Raw genomic sequence first — 21,819 nt, 5'->3', positions numbered from 1 at the left:
TTGGCATTTACTTTTTGTCCAGACCAAAACACGGTGGAAATTTAGCTTGGGCAGCCGCAATTGCAGGCTGTCCAGTTTCTGCTATTCTGGACTTTTCTGCCAGTATCAATCCTTTAGGATTGCCTCAAAGCGCGATCGCAGCAATTAATAATAATCTGGAACGGCTTACTGCATATCCCGATCCAAACTATGCTCGGTTGCGCTCTGTTTTGGGCGATTACCATAACCTTAGTCCCGACTATATTTTGCCTGGTAACGGTTCGGCAGAATTGTTAACCTGGGCAGCTAGGGAGTTAGCCCAACAAGAAGTTACATATTTAGTTACTCCTGCTTTTGGCGATTACCAAAGAGCATTATCGGCTTTTAACGCTAATATTTCTGTCTGTCATTGGTTAGAATTCCCTCGCAATACACAACCGAAACTAAATAGAGCGGGAATAATTATTAATAATCCTCATAACCCAACGGGTAATCTATGGACGAGAGAGGAGATTTTACCTTATCTGGAAAGATTTGAGCTAGTGGTTGTAGATGAAGCCTTTATGGACTTTTTGCCCAGCGATCGCGAACAAAGTTTAATTGCCTGGGTCAAAGATTTTCCTAATTTAATAATCTTACGTTCTCTAACCAAATTTTACAGCTTACCTGGGCTACGTATCGGCTATGCGATCGCTCATCCCCACAGGCTACAACGTTGGCAACAATGGCGCGATCCCTGGTCGGTGAATATATTAGCTGCACTTGTCACCGAAGCAGTTCTCCAAGATTATGAATTTCAACAACGGACATGGGAATGGCTACCTACAGCGCGATCGCAATTGTTTGAGGGCTTATCGAAAATTCCCCAACTCCAGCCATTAGCAGGTGCGGCAAATTTTCTATTAGTTAAGTCGGAAATATCTTGTACTCAACTACAGCAAACATTACTGAAACAAGACAAAATTTTAATTAGAGATTGCCTTAGCTTTCCCGAACTAGGCGATCGCTATTTTCGTGTAGCAGTCCGTTTAGCAGAAGACAATCAGATTTTAGTTAGTGCGATCGCTAGAATTCTACAGAAAGATTAATTATTAATTCTTTCCAAATGATAAGCGCGATTTTTAGAATAAGGAGAAGGTTTTGTCTCTACTTGAGGTACGAGCAAGTAAATTAAGATAAAACCGATTAAAATCACCGCTGTCTTGGTTCCACCGTTAATTTTCCAATTAAATAATTGCGTAGTCAATTTGCTAGTTGAGGGTAATAATACCAACCCCATCATCAAAAAAAACGTTCCAATAAGTAAATATGGTGGTGGATTCATTAATGCAGCAAAACAAGCTACAAAAAATGCTGCGCTGCAAAATCGGTTAAGGCGCGAGACTATCAAGTTTACGATCTTTAATAGCATTTTGAAGTAAGTAATAGATTGTCTTTATCCTTGCTTCATAATTCCCAATTAATAAGCAAAAATGTCAATGAATATCCTGACGTTTGCTCGATCGGCAGCGATTGCTAGTGGCTTAATTAAATAATAGTAAATTTAGAGACGGTGTTGTTAACGTTAAATTTAAATTAAACCACTGACTTTTTACAGTAAGTTTACCTATTTAAAAAACAAGTAAGTAATTATAAATATGTAACTATTTTAAACCAATAATACTTAAAGATTTATACCAATGATAGAACTACTATATTTAGCTTCTCAAATTCAATGCGGTACTAACGGTTCTCCTATAAATGTCAATATTGATATCTATCAGAATAGTCAGTTGGTAAGAACTATATCAGTAGAGGAAAAAGTTTTACTACCTGTTGATTCTGTACGGGATTTGACATTTAAATATAGTTTTGTCAATTCTAGCTGTAACCCTAGCACTCCCACCGAAATGGTTTTGGCTCCTAACGATTTAGTTCCCGATCTTCCTGGCGCATACGAACAACAATCCATCCAAGAAATTTTAGATGGCTTGAATGATTACGAAGAACTATTTTTAGTAGAGTTGGGAACAACTAATACTGCAAGTTCGGCTTACGATCTACAAGATGTGATGATGATTGTTAATAATAATCCCGTAGTTTTTGCCGATTAATATTTCTTTTTAAATTAGCGATCGCTCTATCTTACTAATTGATTTACTTCTAAGTTTTTTAAATTTCTATTTTCTGTATCATTATGAAAAATACTAACACAATCGCTAATACTATTTTCGCTATTGCCAGTTCATTTTTTATAACGGGTGCAGTCGTCCAAAATTCATCATTGAAAGATCTAGGAATTGGCACCTTTATCGCTACGGGGTTAATTAAACAAGAAACTATTAACAAGCGCGAACGTGCTACTACAAAGCAAAAGCTAACCGATTGGCAAAATAATATTTACGAATGTCTTGAAACCATATCGCGATCGTTAGAATCTACAGAAAATGAACTTAACCACAAACATCAAGAGTTAGAAAATAAAGTTGTCAAATCTAATTTGCAATTCGATCGTCAATTGCAAAATATAGAAGTAAAACTAAAACATCATCAACAGACAATTGACAAAAACAAGCAGCAACTAAAAGCGCAGGAAAAACAGCAAAATAAAATGCGATCGTAGTATGATAAATTACAGCACCGTGTTAAAAAAATAGAAAAAAACAAAGCTACAAATTTAAAATTTAAAACCGAATCTACTCAGTTTTCAAAGTCCTCAAAAATTACCTCGCAATTAATTGCTGAAAAGCCTACTACTCATGTGTATATAGATGGTAATAATCTAAATTGTTCTATTTTTCGGATGAAATCAAAAATAGATTATCAAGCATTAAAATCTTATTTGCAATCCTGTTATAACCCATTTAACAGCAAATCAAAGCTAAATTTTTATAGTGGTGTTTATTCTGGAAGTAAAAAAATAGAAGAGCATTCTCATTTGCGTAGACTTGGTTATCGAGTCACCTGTTTGCCTAAAGATATTCATCAAGATGGTACTTCTAAAACTAGTGGAGACGATGTAAATATTGCCATCGATATTATAGACGAAGTAAAATCTGGCGATCGCGTTATCTTGATTAGTGGTGATGGAGATTTTTGCCCCGTTATTAAAAAAATCAAGCAACGCGATGTTAAAGTTACGATTATTGCTGCACAGGATTCTGTTAACAATCGACTACGATTTTTAGCAGATGAGTATATCGATCTTAATACTATTAAAAACTCAATTGCTAGTAAGGTAGGTATTGCCGCTTAATTAATTCGCAATTAATATTTTGCTTTTAGATAGGCGATCGCGCCATCGCGATCTTTTATTTTTCCATCTAAAATTGCCCATAATAAATCGTCGAGAATTTGTTTGTAGATTGGACCTGGAGAATAACCTAAAGTTTTGAGATCGTTGCCGTTTAAAGGTGGTTGAACTTTAGATAATCGTGTCATATATTGCCAGACTATCCGACGTATTGTTAGAGAATTTCTAATCGCAAATAAAACTAAACCAATAAATTTATATGGACGAAGTAACTGATAAATTTCGCTAGATTTATCGCTCGATTTTAACTGTTCGGCTATTTCTGTTTCTAGTTTTTGCAATTGTCTGAGACGTTGCAGACTGTCTTTAGGTAGCTGTAGATTGGTAGCGACAATTTTTCTTTCCGAAGGAGGTAAATGAGCGATTAAGATTTCTAGTCTAATTAACCAGTGTTGCCAGTCGCGATTGGGATCTAAATATTGTAACCAACCCGAACCCGTTTTTACTTGTCGCCAAAGTTCTGTAGTTAATTCCAAATCTGGATGCAGACAGCGCAATGCCTTTAAATCTGATAGTAACTTTAAAGCAGGTTGCCAATAGTTGCTGTCAAGAATATATTTTAATTCTGCTCTCAATCGGGTAGTCAATGCTGGTGCTTGGCGATCGCTCAAACGCAGGCGATCGTACACGCCGCTGTCAATGGCATAACGAATATAGCCCTCAGTTTGAGGTTCGATGGTAAAACCCAACCGCACTGCAAACCTTACTGCCCGATAGATGCGTGTCGGATCTTCAATAAAGCTGTTGGGATGAAGCACTCTAATTAAACCAGATTCCAAATCTAACAAACCGCCAAAAAAGTCCAACAAATCTCCTTTACGAGATAATTCTCTTTTTCTAGGTGGCGTTAGTCTAACTGCCAGAGCATTAATAGTAAAATCGCGACGGTACAAGTCTTGACGAATCGAACTGGCTTCCACTTCGGGGTTAGCGGCTGGATAGGGATAAAATTCGGTTCTGGCAGTAGCAATATCGATCCAGAGATTACCTAAGATTGGATCTTGATGCCAGAGTAATGCTGCAGTTTGAAACTCGCCATGAACGGATAAACGAGCTTGAGGATAAATTTCCCTAATAGTTTCGGCTAATGCTACGCCAGCGCGGTTGTCAGCCGCTCGATGAAATCCGTCTACTACTAGATCGATATCTTGCAATAGTAAACATTCTTTATCTTTTGCCAACAGAACATCTCTTACGCCACCACCAACTAAATACAAATTCCATCCTTTTGCCTTTGCTTCTTGACTTACTTGGGATAAAAGCTGCCAAATAGGAGGTTCTAGACGTTGTTGCAGAGTCGGTAATAAATGAGAAGTAAACTTGGGTTTAGCACCTATGTCTGGAGAGATCGCGCTGCGATCTTGATGTAGCTGCCGCAAAACATCGGTGCGAGTAACTACGCCAATTAATCGTTCGTCGTCCAGTACGGGTAGTCTGCCAATATCATAAGTTACCATCAATGACTCAATCTCTGGCAATGGCGTATCGGGAGTAATAGTTTTTAAATTACGGCTCATGTATCCCTTGACTGGGGCATGGCTAAAGCCATGATGTAAAGCCAGATCGAGATCGCGACGAGAAATCACCCCTACCAGGCGATCGCTCTCATCAACTACCGACAGTCCCGAATGACCGTAGCGAAACAAAATTCTTTGGGCGTGTTCGATGGTAGTAGTGGGGCGAATAGTGCGAACGGGAGAAGACATCAAGTCTCTAGCAGTAGGGGGATGGGGAATTTGTTCTTGTAACTGACTGATTATTTGTTGCCAAATATATGTAGGTTCTTTAGTATTGATCGTCATTGACGCAGCCTGAGCGTGTCCGCCACCGCCAAAAGCGGCAAACAATTCATTTAAATCGATCTCTTTAAGACGCGATCGCCCGATAACTACTAATTTTTTTTCGTTTTTTTTGTTGTATTGATGTCCTAACAACAGAACGTCGCTTTCGGTCAGATCGATTAATCTCGCCGCCAAGCTAGACAAACCAGGTACAAATTCATCGGTTTGCAACAAAACTGAAGCTAGCGCATAACCTCTAATATTTTCTACTTGCAAATCTGCTAGAGCCTGTTGAAGTAATTCCTGTAGTTGAGGTGATAATCCAGGTTCGACATATTCCGAGATAATATCGACATTAGCTTGATTTTCCATCAGCCAAGCCAAAGCTTTTGCATCTCTGGGGGTAGTACCGCTATAGGTTAGCGAACCCGTATCGACATGAATGCCGAGAGCCATTGCTGTCGCCTCAAAAGGCGTAGGCACAATTGCCTGTTGTTGTAATAACTCAACTATATATGTCGTTATTGCCCCTAAAGATTCGGTATGGATTTTAGTTGCGGGGATATCTGAGGTCAAATCTACATGATGATCGTAAATTTCGAGTTCAGTTACGTTAGGTAAATCCAACCACTCAACGGCTTTTCCCAGGCGATCGCGCTTTTGGGTATCGACAATATTAATTGCAGTGATGCTTTCAGGAGTAATCGATCGCAATTCTACTAAAGCAAATTCATCGCGATATAGAGCCAAAAAATTCTTAACCGCACGGTGTGCGCCTCCCGTTAAGACAATTTTGGCTCCTGGTTTGAGGCGCGATAGAGCGATCGCCGAACCTAGAGCGTCAAAATCTACCGTTTGGTGGCATAAAATTATATCCATCGACCCTACGAATCAATCGTTCCCGTTAGCGGAGAACTAGCACTAGCATATTGCTTGATGGGAATTCTACCTGCCAAATACGCTAGTCTTCCTGCTACTGTTGCCATGCCCATAGCTTGTGCCATTGCTGGAGGGTTTTTAGCCAGGGCGATCGCGCTATTAACCAGTAAGGCATCTGCCCCTAGTTCCATAGAATATGCGGCTTCGCTGGGCAAACCAATACCCGCATCCACTACTACAGGTACATTGGCTTCTTCGATAATAATTTGAATATTAGCGGCGTTCTTAATCCCCTGTCCCGAACCAATAGGAGAACCCAAAGGCATTACCGTCGCACAGCCTACTTCTTCTAGCCGTTTTGCCAGTAAGGGATCGGCGTTGATATAAGGTAAGACAGCAAAACCTTCTTTTACTAGCTTTTCGGCAGCTTCTAAGGTGCCAATGGGATCGGGTAATAGATATTTAGCATCGGGAATAACTTCTAGCTTGACAAAGTTATTATCTTCCTGACCGAGCAGTTTTGCCATTTCTCGACCTAACCTAGCTACTCGTATGGCTTCTTCTGAGGTTTTACAGCCAGCAGTATTGGGCAACATCCAGATTTTACTCCAGTCGATCGCCTCTGCCAAACCTTCATGTCCTGCGGCTTTAGTTTGCACTCGGCGGACGGCAACGGTAACAATTTGACAACCGCTAGCTGCAATACTTTGCTGCATCGCTTCAATACTGGGGTATTTCCCCGTACCCGTCATTAAACGCGATTGAAAGGTTCGTCCTGCGATAACTAAATCTTCGTTATGTTCTGTTGTTGCAGGTAAAGAGATTTGTTGAGGGGAGGTGCCGTTACTTTGTAACTCAAGCATACTTTTGACTTCTAACTTTTGACTTTTGACTTTGATTTGTTGAAAACGTAGATAGCTAAAATGCTTCAGTAGTGGATCGGCTTTTTGTTCCGAGATTAAATCTGCCATTATCCTAGCCGTAATAGGTGCTAGCAAAATACCGTTGCGGTAGTGTCCTGTAGCCAAAAATAAATTATCACAGCTACCTCGACCTAAAATGGGCAACTCATCGGGAGTACCAGGACGAAAACCCCACCACAATTCTTCTATTTGCAAGGGCGCGAGCGCGGGATAGAGTCTGGTAGCTTTATTTAACAAACTCTGTATTCCTTGAGCTGTATTGCCTGGTGTCCAAGAGATTTCTTCTACTGTAGCACCGACAATTAAGCGTCCGTTTTCTGAGGGCGCGAGATGCGATGAAGCCTCGCATCTTCTAGTCGCCAGTCTAGGAACTAAATAAACATCTTCGCCAAATAAAACTTGTTGCGATAAAGGCTGAATCTCTGGAGGCATTTTTAATGCTAGCATTTGTCCTTTAACGGGACGTACTGGTAAAGGTAACAGTTGACTTATCCAAGAACCAGCAGCGATAACGTATTGCTCTGATTCTATATTGCCAATATCGGTAACTAAACTAGCTACTCGTCCCTGCTGTTGTCGAATTGCTTTTACCGTAACTCCTTCTTTAAGTTCAATACCGAGAGTTCGAGCGGCTTGCAGAAGCGATCGCATTAATGCCCGATTATCTACCTGTCCATCTTCGGGATGCCACCAACCACCAACGACATCTTTACCCAAACCCGACTGATAATGTCGAATTGCAGTTTCATCCAGCCAAATGCTGCTACGAGCGGTTTCAATCGCTGATGGCTGAGTGTACACAGGTGCTAAAATACCGCGTGGTAAATAACCCGTATCTATTCCCGTTAGTTCTTCTAGCTTGCCGATCCATTCGGGATAGAGATCGCGCGATCGCAGACACAATTCCCTCATTGGCTCAGAATCGATCTGTTCTGCCATTGGTGCCAGCATTCCTGCCGCCGCATTAGCCGCCGCCTCACTACTATTACGGCTAACCACCATAACGTCTGCACCGCGCCGCTTTAACTCAATCGCGATCGCCAATCCAACTATACCGCCACCAACAACTACTATCTCTGCTGCTTTCATTTCTATCCCGCTCGTCTCTATATAAACTTTATCTCGAAAATTAGCAGCCATGAAGACAAAGTAGAAATTGCTATGTCTACCTTTATCTCCGATGAAGCAGATTTACAAAAACATGAAGTCATGCCGTAGGCTTATCGCGCTTCATTTCTTAGATATCGTCGGTTAGTGCAGCGATCGCTCTGGCATTAGATTCTATAATTTTTTTAAGATCGGTCATTTTTGAAAAAGCTTTTTAGGTAAAAGTTAATATATTTCGTGGTTTGAGCTATATCTAGATTAACTTACCAGTAAACTGAAGACTCATAATGTTAAAGTCAATCAGCAAAAGTATTTTAGCTTATTTTGACTGTTAAAATTGTTTGAGTACTGTTAATTAGCTTAGAATTAAAAGCTTAGAGCTTATAGCTTTTTTAAACTAAATTTCCCTGTAACGCATAGCGAATTAATTCTACGCGGTTGTTTCTACCAGTTTTACGCAATAAGCTACTGACATATTTTTCAATAGTACGAGGTGAAAGATGCAGTTGATTACCAATTTCTGGATTTGAATGACCATCCATTAGTAAAATGAGGACTTCACGTTCGCGTTGGGTTAGTTCTAAATGTTCGCAAAATTCTGGCAAATTATTACTGCTGTTGCCATCGTTGTTATCTAACTGCGGTTTTTCTCGTTCTTCCTCCTGAGAAAATCGTAGTTCTGAATGAATCATTTGCGATCGCTCTAACAGATTGCGAATGACCGCACCTAATTCTACTAATTCAAAAGGTTTTGGTAAATAAATATCGCAACCCGCCTCATATCCTTTAACACGCTCGTTTACGCTATTGTGTTCGGTGAGAAAAATTACTGGCAGCAGACGAAATTTTGGTAGTTGACGAATTTTTTTAACTAACTCGTAACCATTAATTCCTGGCATTTTGATGTCAGAAATTAGTAAATGAGGATGAAATTTTTCCAACATTAATAATGCACTATTTCCGTTCTCAGCAGCGATCGCTGAATATCCCCGATCTTCGAGATAGTCTTTAACAGACAAGCGAATACTCGGGTCGTCCTCGGCAATTAAAATTAATAAAGGCATTAAGTATTATTAATGTTAGGTCAGTATACATATGTAACTTTACATATAGTTTATTAGAAATAAATCTATATACAAAATTATAGTTTATTTAAACTTTACAAAATTGCGCTTGTTTTAGCAATAAATAGTGTATAATTGAGCCTAACAATCTACAAGTTGATAATACTTAGTAGTACAAATTTTAGAACTAAAATCAATAGCCTTGAGAAAGATTTTAGTTTTTAGTTAAGCAACTTTAGTCAAATTTAACTGCATCAAACTATTTTTAGCTCGTTCTAAGTCGTAGTGAAATGGTTTTTTGACTGGTTGATAGTCGCGATCGTTCGGTTCTCCATGGCGCTGTAAGGCATTAACCAACAAACAATCTTCTGAGTTGGGATTAATCGCACCATGCAGCACGTTGGGAGGAATTGTAACTGCCTGGGGATAGTGTTCGCTTAAGGGAATATATTGATAGCGACGATTGTAAAGCACTACCAGAACAAAGCTACCTTTTACTACTAGCAGATGGTCTGTTTGATGTTTGTGAACGAATAAATCGTCAACCGTGTTAGCAGGAACTTTTACCACCATTGTTTCATCGCTAGACAAAGGAGTATAAAACTCTGCCATTCCTCCTTTAATTGATTCTATTGGGCGAATTGTTACTCCTTTAATTAGTCCCATGTTTGCACTTTGGTATTTGGTAGATAGTTAATGCTCCTATTTTAACTACCAATTTTAAAATTTATGCGATCGAAACGACATTTTAGTGCCATTTTATGATATAGAAATAATTTTTATAAATTTCGCTTGCTACAAATTGACTTAAGGATGAAGTGAGACAGAAGAAAGATGAAGGGACTTGAAAACATCTTCCTTCTTCCTTTTTCTTTCGTTATTTTTGCCAGAAAACTTCAAGACTATCTGGTTGACCGAGATTGCCTTTTAAAATCAAACCGCGATCGTTAGCATTAAGATGGCGGATTATTTTATAAATAGTTTCAATCTGGTCTGTAGACTTGGCTTTTTCTGCTAGTTCCAACAAAGACAGTGGAGAACGAGCGTGTTTTAAAATATCGACAACACGATCTTGTAGCTTAAGTACGGAATTTGCAGCTTTTTTACCTGCCTCCACTCCAGGTTGATGATAGGCATTGATATTAATTAATGAAGCGTAGATAGTGACAGTACGTTCGTAAAGAGCTATTAAAGCACCAACATTAAACTCATCGACTCTAGAAATGGTAATTGTAATCGAGTCTCTTTGCTTATCGAAAAGTGCTTGGCGCGTTCCCAACAAAAAGCCTAAAAGATAGTCTCCAGAAGTAATTCCAGGTTCTATTTCTACGGGTTTACCTTCTCGATCTTCCAGTACCTCGACAAAAGTTAAAAAGAAATTATTTACTCCTTCTCTTAGCTGTTGTACGTAAGCGTGTTGGTCGGTAGAGCCTTTGTTGCCATATACGGCAATACCTTGATTAACCACATTACCATCGAGGTCTTTTTCTTTACCCAACGACTCCATAACTAGCTGCTGGAGATAGCGACTAAACAACAACAGGCTATCTTTATAGGGCAAGATTACCATGTCTTTTTCTCCCTGACCGTTACCAGCATAGTACCAAGCCATAGCTAGCAAAGCAGCAGGGTTGTTTTTGAGATCGTGTTTTCTGGTTAGAGCGTCCATTGCTTTGGCACCGTCTAACATCTCTACGATATTAATTCCCTGTAGTGCGGCGGCAACCAAACCAACGGCAGATAGTTCTGAAGTACGCCCGCCTACCCAATCTCGCATGGGAAAAATTTCTAACCAGCCTTCTCTTTTGGCAATTCCTTCTAATTTACTGCCCTTACCTGTAATTGCAACGGCATGAGCGGCAAAATCTAAATTACTGTCTTGATAGACTTTTTGGACTTCTAACATTCCGTTGCGAGTTTCTGCGGTACCGCCAGATTTAGAGATCGTCAAAACTAAAGTAGTATCCAAGCGATCGCCGATTTGAGCTAAAATTGTATCGATTCCTTCGGGATCGCTATTATCGATAAAGTGAATGTCTAACGGTGCGTCTAAAGGAGCTAGAGCCTGAGCGACAAATTGTGGTCCTAATGCCGAACCACCTATACCAATAGAGAGAATATCGGTGAATTTGCCTCCAGTTGGAGGAGTAATTTTTCCACTATGAATCTGTTTGGCAAAGTGGAGAATGCGCTCTTGCGTCTCGATAATGTCTTGTTTTAGTTCTTTAGTAGGAGCGAGTTCGGGGTCGCGCAGCCAATAGTGACCGACCATTCGGTCTTCATCGGGATTGGCAATTTCACCTGCTTCTATACCATCAATATCTTGAAATGCCTTTTCAAATTTGGGTTTCATGTCTCTGACAAAGGCATCATCGAAGCTAATACGGCTAATATCTAGATAGAATTCTAAATCTTTGTCGTAGTAAAGCCAGTCTTGGTAGCGTTGCCAAAGTTTAGCGGTATCCATAGAATTTTTCTTAGTTTAAGCACAAAGTTCAATAGTTAAGTGTAGTAGAAGCTATTTAGACTTCAGTAGCTACTTTAGATTTTCTCCAATTTTAAGCAATTGCCTCGAACAATTAATGCCCGTTAACAACTTCTCCACTATTAGAATCAAAAATAAATAATTTTTCTGCATCGAATCGAACCTTTAAAAGCTCTCCTGGCTTTCCCTGCCAAGCAGCATCGGTGATGAAACCGAGGCTTAAATTAGAGTCTGGTAAGCTAGCTTTGACTAGAGTTTCTCTGCCTAAAGGCTCGATAAGATCTACTACCAACATGATGCCCGATGCCGTGTCTGAAGGAACTACTGTAATATGTTCGGGACGAACACCTAAATCAAATTTACGCAACCCAGATGCTTGTATGCGGCTAGACATTGCTAGAGGAACTGGTATTTTTTGCCGCTTGCCGTTGTCGGTAACGTCGATCGCCAAACTATCGTCTTGATAAGTTACTGACAAAATATTCATCGGTGGATTACCTAAAAAGCTAGCTACCATGCGATTGGCAGGATGAGCGTAGACTTCTTGGGGTTTGCCTATTTGCTGAATTTTACCGTTTTCCAGCACTACTACGCGATCGCCTAAAGTCATGGCTTCTACTTGGTCGTGAGTGACATAAACTGTAGTAATGCCGACGCGATCGTGCAGTCGTTTTAATTCGGCTCTAGTATCGTCTCTTAATTGAGCATCTAAATTAGATAGAGGTTCGTCTAGTAAAAACACCTGTGGCTGTCGAGCGATCGCCCGTCCTAAAGCTACTCGCTGTTGTTGTCCTCCCGATAGCTGTTTGGGCTTGCGTTTGAGTAGGTGTTCTATATTGAGCGATCGCGCTACTTCCCCTACTCTGTTTTCAATCTTCGTGGAATTTTCGTTACGCATTTTTAAGCCAAAAGCCAAGTTTTCCGCTACGCTCAGGTGGGGATACAAAGCATAGTTTTGGAATACCATCGCTACATCTCGCTGTCTGGCGGGGATATCGTTTACTAGGCGATCGCCGATATAGAGTCTGCCGCTAGTAATCGATTCTAATCCCGCAATCGCCCTTAAAACCGTCGATTTACCACAGCCAGAAGGTCCGACTAAAACCCAAAAAGCGCGATCCTCTATTTCAAAGGTGATATCTTCAATTGCCGTTACGTTACCAAATTTACGGGTAACTCCCTGCAAGCTTACTCGTGCCATCTGCGATCTAGTATTTTTTTAGCGTCAGTTATTTATTATCAAGCATTTTGTAGCTATCTTCTGACTTATGGTTTTGCTGAACGATAAAATAAATTTTTTAGCAATCGCCAGTCGAAACTAAACTGAGCTTAAGGGCGATCGGGCATTTTTTTAGCTTGGATATAACTTATTCAGATGACAAAAGGTGAACCAATCAGATAATTTGGCAAAAAGAAGAAATAATTATCAATTGTCTATTAATAAAGTTGGTAGGCGCGATCGCTTTTAATTCAACGTCAGTTTGCTTTTGCCTTACCTTCACCGATAAGTTCTGTAATCATCGAACTCATGTTAATTTAAAATATCCCCACCCATCAAGCGACGATAACGAATCTCTAACTCTTGCTGCAAACTGGGAAAGCCAGACAAATTTTTATCGGCGGTAATAATTTTTTCTGCTGCTTCTCGCGCTAAGTTTAGCACTTCCTGGTCTTCTACTAAACTTGCTAGGGCAAAATCGGGCAAGCCAGACTGACGGGTTCCTAAAACCGCTCCTGGTCCACGAAAGCGCATATCGGCTTCGGAGATAAAAAAGCCGTCGTTGGACTGTTCTAATACCGTAAGTCGCTGTTTGGCATCGGGAGTTTTACTGCTGCTCATCAAAAAACAATAGGATTTATGGCTGCCTCTACCTACTCGTCCCCGTAGCTGGTGTAGCTGCGATAGACCGAAGCGTTCGGCGTGTTCGATTACCATTACCGTAGCGTTGGGTACGTCTACACCGACCTCAATTACCGTTGTAGAAACAATAATTTGACACTGGTTATCGCGAAAAGCAGTTAAAGCTGCATCTTTATCTGCCGAACTCATGCGTCCGTGTAGTAAAGCAATTTGAAATTCGGGAAAGATAACTTCGGTTAGACGTTGGTGTTCTTCTACAGCAGCTTTAAGATCTAGCTTTTCTGATTCTTCTACCAAAGGAAAGATAATATATGCCTGTCTGCCTTTTGCTACCTCACGACGAATCAAGTCGTGAACTTTACTGCGATCTCTGCCAGTTTTCATTCTGGTTTCAATTACCTGTCTGCCCGGCGGTAATTCGTCAATCTGGCTGACATCTAAATCTCCATGTAGGGTAAGTGCTAGAGTACGAGGAATGGGAGTAGCAGTCATGGTCAAAACATGGGGTGATTTGCCTTTACTTAGCAGTCTGGCTCTTTGCTGCACCCCAAAACGATGCTGTTCGTCAATTACGACCAAACCCAACTTATGAAAGTTAACGGGATCTTGGATTAAAGCGTGAGTTCCTACTAATAAGGGTAATTCTCCCGTTTCTAGTTGGGAGTGAATTTCGCGGCGTTTGGCGGTTTTGGTAGAACCCGTTAGTAACTCTACGGGAAGATGCAGCAGATTGAACCAGGTGACTAATTTGCGGTAGTGCTGTTCTGCTAATACTTCAGTTGGTGCCATTAATGCTGCTTGATAGCCAGACTGAATTGCTGCGAGAATGGCAAACACGGCGACGATAGTTTTTCCCGAACCTACATCACCTTGAACGAGACGATTCATCGAAGTGTCGGTAGTAGCTAGATCTCGAAAAATTTCTGTTACTACTCGCTGTTGGGCATTAGTTAGGGGAAAGGGCAGTATTTGCTGGAACTGCTGTACCAATTTACCTGTAGGAGCAAAGCTAGCACTGGCTTGGTTTTGCTTTAGCTGTTGGCGACGCTGTAAAAAGCCTAGCTGGAGATAGAAAAATTCATCAAATACCAGTCTGCGTCTGGCGTGTGTCAGTCGCTCTTGAGTATCGGGAAAATGAATATCGGCGATCGCCCGTTCTAGTTTTATTAAACCATACTGGTTACGGATTGCTGCTGGCAAGGGGTCTTTAAGCTGTGTGGCAGCAGGCATTACCGCAATTACTGATTTTCTCACCGTATCGGCAGGAACTCCTTCACTCAAGCTATATACGGGTAAAACTCTCCCTACTTTAATCGATTCGATACTGGCACCCGCGCCGTCTAAAACTTCTATTTCTGGCTTATCTAAGGTAATACCGTATTTATTTTGCTTGACCAATCCCGATGCGGCAACAATCGAGCCTTTAGGATATCGGCGTTTTTGACTTTCTTGTGATGCTCGACTGCTAAAGCGATTACCTGTTAGGAAGCGGTTGATTTTGAGTCTTCCCGTCGGATCGCTCATAACTAACTCAAAAATGGTTAATTTTTTGTTTTTGGGGCTGCTAAAACACTTACAGCTTCTCACCGTACCGATTACCGTTACCGTTTCGCCTGGGGTAAGGTGAGCAATTTGCATCTGTCGGGCATAGTCGAGATGTTCGCGGGGATAATAAAATAGTAAATCTCTTACTGTATGCAAGCCCAGACGCTCTAAATAATGGCTTCTGCGTCCGACATCGATAACCTGACTTAAAGGCTTATCTAAAGTTAGCTTGGGTGTAAAATAGTTTGAAGTTGAAGTGCTATTTAAGGAAGCGGTGCGGGGTAGTTTTGGTTTGGGGGGTTGGTTGGCAGTTGTGGCGATCGCCCGTTGCTGATGCAAAAAATTGCAAGTTCTAATAATTAGCTGCTGTCTTTGTGCCTGACTGAGTTGGGTATAAGCTGCAAACTTGGCGGCTAAATCCTGCCAGCGCGATCGCTCCTGTTGGGGTATACTTGACGGTGGTTTTCCCAAACTCAGACAGAGAAACTCGCTAAAGCGATACTGATTACCTACCAAATCGCCGTAACCTTTTTCTGCCTCTATAGACAATGCCTTTTGCAATCTAATCCAATCTGGCTCGCTCATTCCCAATTCGCCGTTTGACTAATCTTCATACCAGGTAGATCGCCACGCTGCCTCTGCTTCTGCTACAGTATACTCTTCCTTTAGCTGCCCAAATCGCTGGCGTAGTTTGGCAATTTTTCCCACTACACTACGAACTTGATTGCGTCGGACATTTAGCCTCGGATCGGCAAACTCAATCTCTGCTAAACGCAAACGTAATAGCTCGAACTGCTGTATATTCTGCGGTTTAGACTTTTTTTCTTTTTCAGTTTCAATTGCCAAACTAAGAATGTTGGGTGATTTTTTCACCTGGCGATCGCCAGAGGACGAGCTAGCTTCGTCAGCCTGAATTGCTACTTCAATAATTTTAGCTGGTAAGCGACTGGGTATTATTGCAGCTTCCTGCAAACACTTATTTGCTTTTTCAGAGATATCGTCTAAAGTTTTCTTAATCGTTTTTTCTACCTGTTTGTGCCAGAGAAAAAGATGTTCGGGATTTTTCAAATCTAGTTTTTGTGGTGGTTCGGAACTATCTGGTTCTTCTTCAGGCAAAAATATTTCTTCTGTTTCTATTTCTTCTATATCTGATATATTCGAGCTAGAGTTAGCAGAACCAAAATTGAGTTTAGCTGCTAACTTATCTCTGTCGGTTGGAGTTATTGGTAATTTTTTGACCATTTCTGCCAGGAGATCGAGTTCGCGCTGCACCGACACTGGCTGAATCTCCTCATTTGCCGCACAGTTAGTTATTTGAGGTTGAATTTCTCGACCGAGGGTTCTTAATTTCTGCTGTAATTCTTGTTTTTGGCTTAATGACAAGCTTAAAAAAAACTCTGGATAAACTTGAGTGCACAACTGATAGCAAGCCAAAATAAGCTGTTGTTTGGCAGATTGACTTAATAACTCTAAATATCGAGCGTAAGCATCTTTAAGTTCTCGTCCAGCTTCTTCCACGCTCGATTCTAACGTTTTTAACTCTTGTTGAATTTGCTTGATCGATTTTGCCATCTGATTTTTTGTTTAGTTATAGCAAAACTAAGTTTCAAACTACAATAGAGTCAGGTTGGGAAAGTAAAAATGTAGAAAGTAGAAAGTAGAAAGTAAATAAATTAAGAAGTAGATTGTCTTAACTGACTCTTGACTAGACTCTGTTCCCCGACTAACTACTAATCTACTAACTACTAACCACTAATCACTAACTTATTTTTTACCCGTTTGAGCCGCAACTTCTTCAGCGAAATTAGTCTCTTCTTTTTCAATACCTTCACCCAAAACAAACCGAGCAAAACGGCGTATTTGAATATTTTCGCCTAATTGTGCCACGCTTTGCTTGACCAACTCTTCTACGGTGATGCTTTGATCGCGGATATAAGGTTGGGGTAGTAAAGAAATTTCATTGAGACGTTTGCCAATTCTACCACTGACAATTTTCTCTTTGATGTTGTCAGGTTTGCCAGCCAAGTCCTCGCGTCCCTTTTCAATTTCTTTTTCTTTGGTGACTACATCTTCAGGAATATCATCCACCCTAACGTATTCGACGTTAGGACAGGCTGCAATCTGCATGGCAATATTTTTGACTAGTTCCTGAAATTCTTGGCGACGAGCGACAAAGTCGGTTTCACAATTTACTTCTACCAATACGCCAATGCGTCCGCCCGTGTGAATATAGCTTTCTACTAAGCCTTCTGCGGCAACTCTACCTTGCTTTTTATCTGCTGAGGTAATACCTTTTTGCCGCAACCACTCTGTAGCCTTAGTCATGTCACCATCACTTTCAGCCAGAGCTTTTTTGCAGTCCATCATCCCCGCACCTGTTTTTTCACGGAGTTCTTTTACTAGTTTTGCCGATATGTTCGCCATCTAATTTTTCCCTATGTAAAACTCAATATTAATAAAGACAAAATGATTTTAGTCTCTGTGAGAGTAATTTATACATTCATTAGTTACTTTGGCGTTGCATCATTATGGGATGCTGAATTTTAACCGAGCAGAAAAAGCCAGATAATTAATACTTCTTGCTTTTTGCTGTTTATTTTCTCAGTTTGAAATCATCCTGCAAACAGGCAACGCCTTTACTCTAAGGTCGATCTTGTTTTAGTTGGTGTTATTCTTCGCTGTCGTCTTCTTGAGATTCAGAACTGGCAGCCACAGCAGCAGTATCAGCTTCTTGAGATTCAGAACTGGCAGCTACAGCAGCAGTATCGGCTTCAGAGACTTCTAGATTATCGGCTTCTGTAGCAGTTTCAAATTCTTCTGCTGCCTCTTCTTCCTCTTCGTCGGGATAGTCCATTTCATCAATACCCTCTTCAAACTCTTCATAGTCATAATCTTCTTGAGTATCGAGTTCGCCATGACGACCTTCGTAAATTGCGTCTGCTAGTTTGCCAACTATTAGCTTGATCGAACGAATAGCATCATCATTGGCGGGAATTGGAATATCGACGATTTCGGGGTCGCAGTTAGTATCTAAAGTAGATACAACAGGAATGCTCAATTTTTGACATTCGGAAATAGCGTTATGTTCGCGTTTTTGGTCGATAATCACTACAATGTCGGGAACTTTGCGCATAGTTTTGATCCCGCCAAGATATTTTTGTAGCTTACCTAGTTCGCGACGCAACATTGAGGCTTCTTTTTTGGGTCTTTTGTCTAAAGCACCGCTTTCCTCTAAGTTTTCTAGTTCTTTGAGTCGTTCGACTCTAGTTTTAATGGTTTCCCAGTTAGTTAGCATACCTCCCAACCATCTTTGGTTGACATAGTATGCCCCACAACGGCTGGCTTCTTGAGCGATAATTCCTGCTGCCTGACGTTTGGTACCGACAAATAAAACTTTTTTGCCCTGTTCGGAAGAAGAGCGCATGTATTCGTAGGCTTCTTCCATTAACTGAGCAGTTTGTACTAAGTCAATAATATGAACGCCGTTACGAGCGGTGTAAATATATTGAGACATTCTAGGATTCCAACGGCGAGTTTGATGACCGAAATGAACCCCAGACTCTAATAGTTCTGCGAGAGATACAACTGGCATATTCTTTTTTGCTCCTGTTCGGGTTGTTGCCTCCATTCAAGGGGAACCGAATTGCTGAATCAGCACTCGAAGTTCGGCGATTATTTTCTCTAAGAAAACACCCGAAACCTTGAATGTGTGAATTTTAATGGGCGTAATGGATTGCCCAGTGATTTTACAAACTTATATAGTCTAACATGTGTGGCAATAACTAGGTAAGGAAGTATTATTTAAGCCTATTTGAGTTTTCAATACAAAAATTTTTATTTAAACTAATGGCAAAAAGATCGCTTAAACAACATGGATTTTCTATTTTTTTCCAAACTTTTGCCTTTGCTGATTTATCCCGTAGGATTAAGCTGTGTTTTGCTGTTATGGGCTTTATTTTTTAGTAGGAAGCGATCGCGTCCTGCATTTATTCCCGTGTTGTTAGCCTTAATAATTTTATTTACTGCTGGCAATGAAAAAGTTAGTAGCTGGCTGGTTAAGTCATTAGAGTGGCAAAATTTACCTCCAGATAACCTGCCTCTTGCCGAAGCTATTGTAGTTTTGGGTGGTGCTACTTACAGTGTCGAGCCACCGCGAGTTATGCCAGAGATTAACCAGCAAGGCGATCGCCTGTTGTATGCTGCCAAACTATATAAAGATGGTAAAGCACCAGTAATTATTCTTTCTGGTGGTCGTATTCCCTGGTATGGAAATCCCGCTTCGGAAGCAGCAGATATGGCTACTTTACTGAGGTTAATGGGAGTGCCTCAAACGGCAATGATTTTAGAACCAGATTCTCTCAATACCTATCAAAACGCTATCTATACCAAGAAAATTTTAACCGAGCGAAAAATAAACCAAATCTTGTTAGTAACTTCTGCCATACACATGCCGCGATCGCTGGCTATTTTTAACAAACAAGATATTTCTGCTATTGCCGCACCGACAGATTTTTTGGTAACAAAGTTTGCAGGCGAGCGCGATGAAAGCTTTCAGACTAGAATTTTAAGTTTGATTCCTGCTTCTATATACTTAGATTGGACTACAAATGCAATTAAAGAATACATTGGTTTTGTAATATACCGTTTAAAAGGCTGGCTGTAGGGTTTGTACTAATTCTCTGAACTGAATAATCTACTTTAAAAGCTCAATCGCTACAAATCCTCTGGTCTTATTCGATACCGAATCTATTGTGTTTATCGCTTTCCATAAAGTTTTGGCTTTTACCCAGACAGGTGCATAGCGATAACGAGCTACATCTAAAATTAAAAAGCGATCGGACTGTTGATGATACGCAACTACAGGAGAAATATGTCCACCACCCTGTTGCCCCAAGCTGCGCCGTGAATAGTTTACTACGATAAAGTTGCCTGCTTGCTGAAGATTTTGAACGATTTTTTGGCGAAATCGCTCCAGATTTACATCTTCACCATGAAAAGTCTGTGCCTCTAACTGATAGCTTTGAAACAGTTTTCCCAATTCCTCCAATGTCATTCCCTGTCTGGCGACTGTTTCGGGTGCGATCGCCTTATGGGTTTGCTCGTTCTCAAAAACATTTTCTTGAGTAAAAAACCGATAGGAAACTAGACCTGCAATTGTATGATTGGGTGCAACGGGAGCTTTAATATCTAAAGCATTGAGAACCATTACCAGAGTAGCAACACCACAGTAAGCAAGATTGTCCTGGGTGACGAACTCTATTGATAGAGGTAAATAATCGCTACGAGCTTGACTGGTAAATAAAAGTTCTTCTCCTGTTGCTGAATCTAAAGCGATTAATTCTTCGGTTTTTAGTTGCAATCGCGCAACACCACAGCTAGAGAAAAATGTTACTCCAGCAAGAACCAATAAGGAACTAACTTTAGCCAAACCTTTAGTACGAATATGCTGCATCTTAATACCTTACGATCGAAGTTTATTTATCGACGAGAAACAGACAATAAAAATAGTTTAAATGACTAACTCCGCTCCTTACCTTGAGGAAGCAACAGATTTAACAACACTCCAATGATGCTCGATAGACCAATTCCTTCTAAGGCAAAAGCTCCTGCATTAACGCTCATGCCACCTACACCGAGAATTAAAATTGCGCCAACGATGGCAATATTACGCGGTTGTAGTAGGTCTTCTTGCGTTTGAGTCATGCTATTCATGCCGACAATAATCACCGTACCAAACAGCACCACTAAAATTCCCCCCATAACGGGAACGGGAATTGTTTGTAAGACCGCTCCTAATTTACCAAAAAATGAGAGTAATATAGCTGCAATCGCTGCCCAGGTCATGATTGCAGGGTTAAAGGCTCTGGTCAGAGCTACCGCTCCCGTAACCTCCGAATAGGTCGTATTGGGTGGACCGCCCAAACATGCCGCCAGACTGGTAGCAATGCCATCTCCTAATAAAGTTCGATGTATTCCAGGATCTCTGAGATAGTTATTGCCCGTTACCGAACTAATTGCTACGACATCGCCAATATGCTCGATCGCAGGGGCGATCGCTACAGGTAAAATAAATAGTATGGCTGGTAAATGAAAACTCGGTACGGTAAAGCTAGGAACTGCCAACCAGGGTGCTTGCGCCATTGGGGAAAAATCTACCAAGCCCAAAGGCAAAGAGATTATATAGCCTGCAAGTATGCCAAACAAAATCGGAATTAACCGTAAGAAGCCTCTGGTTAAAATTGCCGTCAGCATAGTTACCAGTAAAGAAACCGCAGCTACTAAAATGGCGATCGCCGCACTGTAGGTTTCTCCTGCTTCTGTTGCCATTTCGACAGCAGTAGAAGCCAAACTCAAACCAATGACCATAATTACAGGACCAGTAACTATAGTAGGTAAAACCCTATTAATAATAGACGAACCGCCCCAAAATACAACTAAGCTCAAGATTAAATACACCACTCCAGCAGCAGCAAGCCCCGATAGAGTCGCAGCCACACCATATCGCTCGACGCTCAAAGTTATAGGTGCGATAAAAGCAAAAGACGATGCCAGATATACGGGAACTTTACCCCCCGTAACCAGTTGAAAACATAAAGTTCCTATTCCAGAGGTAAACAAAGCCACATTAGGATCTAACCCCGCTAAAATTGGCACCAAGACCAAAGCACCAAAAGCCACAAACAGCATTTGTGCGCCGAGTAGAAAATCTCGCAGGCGAAAATGATATGCCGTAGACGCGATCGCATCTTGAGTATTTTTTGACGAGCGGTTTTGTATTTCAGTCATAAGCTTAATCGATACGAGACAGTACTTTTCAACTTGTTTATTCGTTCATCTTGCGGTTGCGCTGTAGCAGTTTGGATTTGGTTTATTAATATTGGGCGATCGCTAGAAGATAGAAAA

Annotated in this window: 18 protein-coding genes; 5 read left to right on the top strand and 13 right to left on the bottom strand. The window is 40.8% G+C overall.

Annotation, left to right across the window (positions count from 1 at the left end):
• Positions 1 to 14 precede the first annotated feature (14 nt).
• Positions 15 to 1,067 (top strand): threonine-phosphate decarboxylase CobD, encoded by a 1,053-nt coding sequence (gene cobD / locus KV40_RS14670; protein WP_036482886.1) that lies wholly within the window; start codon positions 15 to 17, stop codon positions 1,065 to 1,067.
• On the opposite strand, the gene KV40_RS14665 is transcribed toward cobD, so the two are convergent.
• Positions 1,064 to 1,303, bottom strand: a complete 240-nt coding sequence (locus KV40_RS14665) for a hypothetical protein (RefSeq protein ID WP_156114044.1) — start codon at positions 1,301 to 1,303, stop codon at positions 1,064 to 1,066. The genes cobD and KV40_RS14665 overlap by 4 nt on opposite strands.
• 355 nt (positions 1,304 to 1,658) lie before the next feature.
• Here KV40_RS14665 and KV40_RS14660 point away from each other — a divergent pair, with 355 nt between their 5' ends.
• From KV40_RS14660 to KV40_RS14650, 3 genes are all read left to right on the top strand, one after another.
• Positions 1,659 to 2,072 carry a hypothetical protein gene (locus KV40_RS14660; protein WP_036482881.1) on the top strand — a complete coding sequence of 138 codons (414 nt, stop codon included), beginning with the start codon at positions 1,659 to 1,661 and terminating at the stop codon, positions 2,070 to 2,072.
• Between the two features lie 83 nt (positions 2,073 to 2,155).
• A complete protein-coding gene (locus tag KV40_RS14655; protein WP_036482879.1) occupies positions 2,156 to 2,581 on the top strand; it encodes a hypothetical protein in 426 nt (141 codons plus the stop codon).
• 138 nt (positions 2,582 to 2,719) lie between these two features.
• The gene (locus tag KV40_RS14650) at positions 2,720 to 3,214 is read left to right on the top strand and encodes an NYN domain-containing protein (RefSeq protein WP_072013828.1); all 495 of its coding nucleotides are present in this window, start codon (positions 2,720 to 2,722) and stop codon (positions 3,212 to 3,214) included.
• A gap of 11 nt (positions 3,215 to 3,225) precedes the next feature.
• Here the strand turns inward: KV40_RS14650 and KV40_RS14645 are convergent, their stop codons facing one another.
• The 10 genes from KV40_RS14645 to rpsB all read right to left on the bottom strand — a co-directional run bounded on the left by KV40_RS14645 (position 3,226) and on the right by rpsB (position 18,508).
• Positions 3,226 to 5,931: a CBS domain-containing protein gene (locus tag KV40_RS14645; protein WP_036482875.1), complete on the bottom strand. Its 2,706-nt coding sequence runs from the start codon at positions 5,929 to 5,931 to the stop codon at positions 3,226 to 3,228.
• 5 nt (positions 5,932 to 5,936) lie between these two features.
• Positions 5,937 to 7,943 carry a glycine oxidase ThiO gene (gene thiO / locus KV40_RS37105; RefSeq protein WP_036483107.1) on the bottom strand — a complete coding sequence of 669 codons (2,007 nt, stop codon included), beginning with the start codon at positions 7,941 to 7,943 and terminating at the stop codon, positions 5,937 to 5,939.
• A 410-nt stretch (positions 7,944 to 8,353) separates the two neighbouring features.
• A complete protein-coding gene (locus KV40_RS14635) occupies positions 8,354 to 9,025 on the bottom strand; it encodes a DNA-binding response regulator (protein ID WP_036482872.1) in 672 nt (223 codons plus the stop codon).
• Positions 9,026 to 9,250: 225 nt separating this feature from the next.
• Positions 9,251 to 9,691 carry a cupin domain-containing protein gene (locus tag KV40_RS14630; RefSeq protein ID WP_036482870.1) on the bottom strand — a complete coding sequence of 147 codons (441 nt, stop codon included), beginning with the start codon at positions 9,689 to 9,691 and terminating at the stop codon, positions 9,251 to 9,253.
• A 211-nt stretch (positions 9,692 to 9,902) separates the two neighbouring features.
• Positions 9,903 to 11,492: a glucose-6-phosphate isomerase gene (locus KV40_RS14625; protein ID WP_036482868.1), complete on the bottom strand. Its 1,590-nt coding sequence runs from the start codon at positions 11,490 to 11,492 to the stop codon at positions 9,903 to 9,905.
• Positions 11,493 to 11,604: 112 nt separating this feature from the next.
• Entirely contained in the window at positions 11,605 to 12,711 is a 1,107-nt protein-coding gene (locus KV40_RS14620) for an ABC transporter ATP-binding protein (RefSeq protein ID WP_036482865.1), read from the bottom strand.
• Positions 12,712 to 13,041: 330 nt separating this feature from the next.
• Entirely contained in the window at positions 13,042 to 15,501 is a 2,460-nt protein-coding gene (recG, locus tag KV40_RS14615) for an ATP-dependent DNA helicase RecG (protein WP_036482861.1), read from the bottom strand.
• Between the two features lie 18 nt (positions 15,502 to 15,519).
• Positions 15,520 to 16,488 carry a hypothetical protein gene (locus KV40_RS14610; protein ID WP_036482858.1) on the bottom strand — a complete coding sequence of 323 codons (969 nt, stop codon included), beginning with the start codon at positions 16,486 to 16,488 and terminating at the stop codon, positions 15,520 to 15,522.
• 192 nt (positions 16,489 to 16,680) lie between these two features.
• Positions 16,681 to 17,340: a translation elongation factor Ts gene (gene tsf, locus KV40_RS14605; RefSeq protein ID WP_036482856.1), complete on the bottom strand. Its 660-nt coding sequence runs from the start codon at positions 17,338 to 17,340 to the stop codon at positions 16,681 to 16,683.
• A 244-nt stretch (positions 17,341 to 17,584) separates the two neighbouring features.
• Positions 17,585 to 18,508: a 30S ribosomal protein S2 gene (gene rpsB, locus KV40_RS14600; protein WP_036482854.1), complete on the bottom strand. Its 924-nt coding sequence runs from the start codon at positions 18,506 to 18,508 to the stop codon at positions 17,585 to 17,587.
• A 279-nt stretch (positions 18,509 to 18,787) separates the two neighbouring features.
• Between rpsB and KV40_RS14595 the strand changes: the two genes are divergently transcribed.
• The gene (locus KV40_RS14595; RefSeq protein WP_036482853.1) at positions 18,788 to 19,579 is read left to right on the top strand and encodes a YdcF family protein; all 792 of its coding nucleotides are present in this window, start codon (positions 18,788 to 18,790) and stop codon (positions 19,577 to 19,579) included.
• 30 nt (positions 19,580 to 19,609) lie between these two features.
• On the opposite strand, the gene KV40_RS14590 is transcribed toward KV40_RS14595, so the two are convergent.
• Positions 19,610 to 20,368: a phytochelatin synthase family protein gene (locus tag KV40_RS14590; protein ID WP_036482850.1), complete on the bottom strand. Its 759-nt coding sequence runs from the start codon at positions 20,366 to 20,368 to the stop codon at positions 19,610 to 19,612.
• Positions 20,369 to 20,433: 65 nt separating this feature from the next.
• Entirely contained in the window at positions 20,434 to 21,702 is a 1,269-nt protein-coding gene (locus KV40_RS14585; RefSeq protein ID WP_052055647.1) for a uracil-xanthine permease family protein, read from the bottom strand.
• Between the last annotated feature and the right edge of the window lie 117 nt (positions 21,703 to 21,819).

The sequence above is a fragment of the Myxosarcina sp. GI1 genome (assembly GCF_000756305.1).
Taxonomy (GTDB): Bacteria; Cyanobacteriota; Cyanobacteriia; order Cyanobacteriales; family Xenococcaceae; genus Myxosarcina.
The sequence above is the reverse complement of the archived record's forward strand: the minus strand, read 5'-3'. Positions and strand labels throughout refer to the sequence as shown.